Genomic DNA, 5,597 nt, shown 5'->3' with positions numbered 1-5,597 from the left:
GAAGGGTTAACAGATAATGTTGACAATTTTACAGTAACATATGTTCCAGGAATGAACAATCGTAAATCTACAGATATTATTGGTGGTTTATCATCAGGTTACTATATTACTCGTAAAGCATGGGATGATGCTGACAAACGTGAAGCAGCTATTGACTTTATCTCATACATGACTTCAGATGAAATGGTTTCAAAATTTGCTCAAGTATCAGCAACAGCATTAAAGAATGGTGTTACTGTAGATGAAAGTTCATTATCTTCATTAGCAAAAGACGGTTTAAAATTAATTGAAGGTGCAACTGGTATGACAGGTGCAGTACAAGATCAAATTCCAGCAGAATGCAGAGTTCCTGTATTTGATGGTATGCCAAACATCGTAATTGGTGCTGCGGACATTAAAGATGCGGTACAACAAGTATTAGATTTATTAGGCGCACGATAATAATAGAAAAATTAAAAGGGCTGTTAGCGATTTAAGATAATGGCCCTTTTCATAACAAGAAGGTGAGACGATGAATTCAAATATTTATAAAAAGAAAAGACCAGTTCTTGTGTTTTTAATCCCAGCATTCATCTTTATGGCAGTCTTTCTTTATTATCCATTTATAAAGAATATCATGAACAGTTTTCAAAATATTTCAGGATTAGGAACAGCGTCAAAAGGTTTCAATGAACCTTGGTATACAAACTATAAGACAATGTTTGAAGACCCAAATATGAGAATTGCGATTAAAAATACAGTATTTATGATTTTAGCAACATTAGTTGGTCAAGTTGGTATCGCATTGATATTAGCATTGCTTGTAGACAATATCGGAAGAGGAAAGAAATTCTTCCAAACAGTTTATTTCTTACCAATAGTAATCTCAGCAACAGCATTAGGTCTATTGTTTAACTTAATCTTCCTTTATGACAAGGGAATGTTAAATCAATTATTAGAAAAACTAGGTGCTTCAGGTTTAATTGACTGGAAAGATCCAAAGCATGCAATGATAACAATGCTAATTCCAGTAATGTGGCAATATGTTGGTTTCTATTTTGTAATATTAATCACAGGACTTAACAATATATCAGAAGAATTGTATGAGGCAGCGGTTGTTGACGGTGCTACAAAGTTACAACAAGTACGATATATATCAATACCTCTTGTACGAAATGTAGTTTGTACATGTACAGTATTAGCCGTAACAGGTGCATTGAAAGTATTTGATTTACCATGGATTATGTTCCCGAAAGGAATGCCAGTTAATACGACATGGTTAACAGGAACGTATATGTACTATCAAACATTTAATGCAAACAATGTAGATTATGGTTCTGCTATCGCGGTAGTTATTGTAGTACTTGGAATTATACTTTCTAAGGTAGCAAACAGAGTCTTCAAAGAAAAAGAATATTAAATAGGGGGTAAGGATATGAGTAAAAATGGTAAGCGAAAGAAACCCTCAGTTGGAAAATCAATTGCATATATAGTATTGAGTCTATGGGCAATTACTACATTATATCCGCTTGTATGGGTAGTTATTAATGCATTCAAAGATCGTCGATTGATTCTAACAGATTCTTTCTCAATTCCTGTTGGGGCAAATGCAACACTTGCTAACTTTGAATTAGCATTTAACAAATTGAATATATTAGGGGCATATAGAAACAGTTTAATTATATCTGGTACAGTTATGTTTGCAGTAATGTTATTCGCTGGATTTGCAGCATTTGCATTAGTACGATATAATTTCAAAGGAAAACAGTTTTTGTATAGCTTAGTTGTTGCTGGTATGATGTTCCCTGCATTCTCAACAATTATTCCAGTATTCCGTATGTTAAACACTTGGGGAATTGTTAATACAGATAGCTTAGGACTGTCCTTATTGGCAACAGCATTACCACAGATTGCAGGTAACATGTCATTTGCAATTGTAGTATTGGTAGGATTTGTGAAGAGTCTTCCAATTGATTTAGAAGAAGCAGCATATATGGAAGGCTGCAATGTATATCAGATTTATTTTAAAGTAGTTATGCCTTTGGCAAAACCATCATTTGCAACAGTAGCAATATTTACATTCCTTTGGAGTTACAATGATTTATTTACACAAATGTTCACATTACGTTTGAAAAACCAATGGGCAATCACAAGATTATTAGGTGAATTAACTTCTATGGAAGGTACAAACTATGGATTAATGGCAGCAGCAGTTACGCTAGTTGTAATACCAGTTTTAATTGTTTATCTATGCTTACAAAAATATATCGTAAAGGGTTTGACAGCAGGAGCATTAAAAGGATAGAATAATAAGTAAGGATTAATGTAATAATAACAATAAGATGATGAAATTATGATATGGGGGCGGTTCTATGTATAAGGTTATTATAATCGATGATGAACCCATTATAGTAGAAGGATTGCAGAAAATAATTCCGTGGGAGAAATGGAATTGCAATGTTGAAGCAGTCGCCTATAATGGTGTAGACGGATTAGAATTAATAAGTAGAGTAAAGCCTGATATTATAATCTCAGACATCAGTATGCCACAAATGGACGGATTAAGTATGATAGCCAGTGTGAAGTCACAGTTTCCAAATCTGGAGATTATCATACTTACAGGATATCGGAACTTTGATTATGCAAGACAAGCCATTAATCTTGGAGTAACGAGATTTCTATTGAAACCCTCCAAGATGGATGAGATTGAAGAAGCATTAACATTTATAACGAATCAATTGGGAGAAAAGAAGGAGGAAACTTCTGCTTTACCAAATGATGAAGAGAACGAGCAAGATCAAGAGCAAGAAGAACATACGGAAGAAAATCCAGCTGGAAAATTTATAGTGAAGAATGCGGTTCGATATATTGAAGAGCATTATCAAGAGAAATTAAAGTTAAGTGATGTAGCAGACCAAGTTTATGTAAGTCAATGGCATCTTAGTAAATTATTGAATAGACATACACAGCAGAATTTTTCGGAAATATTAAACAATGTGCGAATTGAGAAAGCTAGAGAATTGTTAAAAGACCCTGCGCTTCGAATTGGAGATATTGCAGAAGAAGTTGGTTTCTTAGATATTGCACATTTCTCAAGAGTATTCAAAAAGCAAGTAGGCAAATCAGCCAATGATTACAGGAATACTGTGTTATGTAAAAAATGATGAAAACAATGGGGAAATTAATTCGAATAGAAGGCTATCACACGAAATGTAAAATGTGTGATAGCCTTCTTTGTGAACGTTGAGAATTTCGTGAAATAAAAAATACAGTCTCAGAGTGAAACTGTATTTTTTATAGATTATTATAGAATTCATACGCTGTTACTTGAAAAGCTTTCCGTCTTTAATAATATGTTGTATCTGCAAATCTTTGTTTAGGATAAGTAAGTTCGCTTTTTTATTAGGAGTGATACTACCATAGTTGTCATATAGACCAAGTGCTTTAATTGGATTTTCACAAGCAGCTTTGATGGCACTCTCGAAAGGAATGCCCATTTTAATTGCTCTGCACATACAGTCATAAAGGTTTGTTGTACTTCCGGCTATTGTTACTTGATCTTCAAGCTTTGCAATGGAGTTTTCAACATAAACATCTTGTCCACCCAATGAGTACTTTCCATCAGGCATTCCTGTAGCACTCATACTATCACTAATTAAGATAACACGATCATCACCGAATAGTTGAAATGTTAATCGAACAACACTAGGGTGAATATGATTACCGTCTGCAATGATTTCAACACGACTATGTTTGCTATCGAAAGCAGCTCCAATTACTCCTGGAGAACGATGATGTAGACTAGGCATAGCGTTGTAAAGATGAGTGACTTGTTTTGCACCAGCTTTGAATGCACGCATAGCGTTTTCATAATCACTATCTGTATGAGCGATTGTAAAACCAACTTCGTCATGACATTCCTTAATTAACTCAATGGCGTTTTCTTCTTCTGGAGCAACAGCAACAAATCGAATTAGACCATGTGCTGCAGTTTGTAATCTTTTGTAGAAGCCCGCATCTGGTTTTCTTATATAAGTAGCATCTTGAGCACCTTTTTTTGATTCAGAAAGAAATGGACCTTCGAGATACACACCGATAATATCGGCATGGCTCTCGTCAGAATGTGCTAGTTTATAGTTATGCATAGTATCTAGAATTGCATGTAAATCTTCTTCGGGTAATGTCATTGTTGCAGGAGAGATAGTAGTGATTCCATGTGATAACTCATACGTAGTAATGGCCTCCATGGCCTCCATAGAGGAATCGCAGGCATCGTAACCAACACATCCATGAAAATGTAAATCAGTAAGACCAGGAATGATATAGCAGTCCGTAGCGTCAATGACTTGATGCATGTTAACAGTAGAATCTGTTATATCATCATTATTAAGAACTAGTTGCTGTATGAGATCGTTTTCTGTTATGATATCTGCGGAAATAAAAGTATTCTGCTCAGAATAAAGTATTCCATTTTTTATTATCATATGAGCTCGCTCACTTTCTGTAAGGCATCATTATCGCAAATGATTGTTGCATCGGGATGCAATTGAAGTATAGATGCAGGAACTTTAGGAGTTATTGGACCAAAGAAAGCTTCTTTAATAATATCGGCCTTGTTTTCACCTGAAGCAACTACAAGAATCTTCTTAGCATGCATAATTGTTTTAATACCCATTGTATAGGCTTGTTTAGGAACTTCCTCATAAGAATCAAAGAATCTTGCATTTGCCTCAATTGTGCTTTGAGCAAGATCAACACAATGTGTTTCCGTTGCAAAGCAATCACTAGGCTCATTAAAACCGATATGACCATTATGTCCGATTCCTAGCAGCTGTAAATCAATACCTTGAACGGAATTAATAATTGAATTATAGTCGTCACAGGCCTTTTTTTCATCAAGCTCAAGTCCGTTTGGAACATAAGTCTTGTTCTTATTAATGTTAATGTGATTAAAAAGATTTTCATTCATAAAGTAACGATAACTTTGATCGTTATCAGGAGATAATGCTTTGTACTCATCTAGGTTAATTGTAGTAACGTTAGAAAAGTCTATATCACCTTTAGTATACCAATCAATTAGTTGCTTGTATATTCCAAGAGGAGTAGAACCAGTTGCTAACCCCAAAACACAATCTGGTTTTATAATAACCTGTGCGGAAATAATATTAGCAGCGGCTCTACTCATTTGGTAATAATCTTCTGTTCTTATGAATTTCATAAGATACACCTCCGTTATATAGTTTTTTCTTTTTAAATAAACAGTCAACTGTATATCTTAATGGTATCATATTAAATAAAGAATGCAATGAAACTAGCAGATGTCGACAATAAATAAAAAGAAATCGCATTGTGGTACAAATGTTATTTATGTTATGGTTCGTGCGAAAGGATCTACAGTAATGGAATCCATCCCATAGTCTTACCGTATGATGTTGGTGTAATGCGAAGTTTTGGATTAAGGAAAAAATTATGAAAACCCCTTTACAAATGCTTTTATGTCTGCTATACTAGACCAAGTCGGTTGAAGAACTGTACTAAATGAATAAACAATTCTGAAATAATTAAGAATTGAAGCAATTCGAAAAATAAATAAAATTATTGTTGACAAACATCGAAAG

General features: G+C 34.3%; 5 protein-coding genes and 1 pseudogene. 4 read left to right on the top strand and 2 right to left on the bottom strand.

The features are described 5' to 3' along the window. From RMR19_RS10745 to RMR19_RS10730, 4 genes and pseudogenes are all read left to right on the top strand, one after another. Nucleotides 1-441, top strand: a pseudogene (locus RMR19_RS10745) (ABC transporter substrate-binding protein); the annotation flags it as partial. A 70-nt stretch (nt 442-511) separates the two neighbouring features. Continuing rightward, complete coding sequence (locus RMR19_RS10740; protein WP_310603490.1) at nt 512-1,399, top strand: carbohydrate ABC transporter permease; 888 nt, start codon at nt 512-514, stop codon at nt 1,397-1,399. Nucleotides 1,400-1,414: 15 nt separating this feature from the next. Beyond that, nucleotides 1,415-2,284, top strand: coding sequence for a carbohydrate ABC transporter permease (locus RMR19_RS10735; protein ID WP_310603489.1), 870 nt, complete (start codon nt 1,415-1,417; stop codon nt 2,282-2,284). A gap of 67 nt (nt 2,285-2,351) precedes the next feature. Beyond that, a complete protein-coding gene (locus RMR19_RS10730) occupies nt 2,352-3,143 on the top strand; it encodes a response regulator transcription factor (protein WP_310603488.1) in 792 nt (263 codons plus the stop codon). Nucleotides 3,144-3,302: 159 nt separating this feature from the next. On the opposite strand, the gene nagA is transcribed toward RMR19_RS10730, so the two are convergent. Further along, nucleotides 3,303-4,463: an N-acetylglucosamine-6-phosphate deacetylase gene (gene nagA, locus RMR19_RS10725; protein WP_310603487.1), complete on the bottom strand. Its 1,161-nt coding sequence runs from the start codon at nt 4,461-4,463 to the stop codon at nt 3,303-3,305. Next, nucleotides 4,460-5,197 (bottom strand): glucosamine-6-phosphate deaminase, encoded by a 738-nt coding sequence (nagB, locus tag RMR19_RS10720; RefSeq protein WP_310603486.1) that lies wholly within the window; start codon nt 5,195-5,197, stop codon nt 4,460-4,462. Before nagB ends, nagA begins: the two co-directional genes overlap by 4 nt. Nucleotides 5,198-5,597 lie beyond the last annotated feature (400 nt).

Origin of the sequence: Anaerosporobacter sp., assembly GCF_031551385.1 — a bacterium.
GTDB lineage: Bacteria > Bacillota > Clostridia > Lachnospirales > Lachnospiraceae > Anaerosporobacter.
The sequence above is the reverse complement of the archived record's forward strand: the minus strand, read 5'-3'. Positions and strand labels throughout refer to the sequence as shown.

Bases quoted from the DNA above. Each gene is read 5' to 3' on its own strand.
- RMR19_RS10735 (WP_310603489.1), top strand. From the start codon at position 1,415: ATGAGTAAAAATGGTAAGCGAAAGAAACCCTCAGTTGGAAAATCAATT.
- RMR19_RS10730 (WP_310603488.1), top strand. From the start codon at position 2,352: ATGTATAAGGTTATTATAATCGATGATGAACCCATTATAGTAGAAGGA.
- RMR19_RS10740 (WP_310603490.1), top strand. From the start codon at position 512: ATGAATTCAAATATTTATAAAAAGAAAAGACCAGTTCTTGTGTTTTTA.
- nagA (WP_310603487.1), bottom strand. From the start codon at position 4,463: ATGATAATAAAAAATGGAATACTTTATTCTGAGCAGAATACTTTTATT.
- nagB (WP_310603486.1), bottom strand. From the start codon at position 5,197: ATGAAATTCATAAGAACAGAAGATTATTACCAAATGAGTAGAGCCGCT.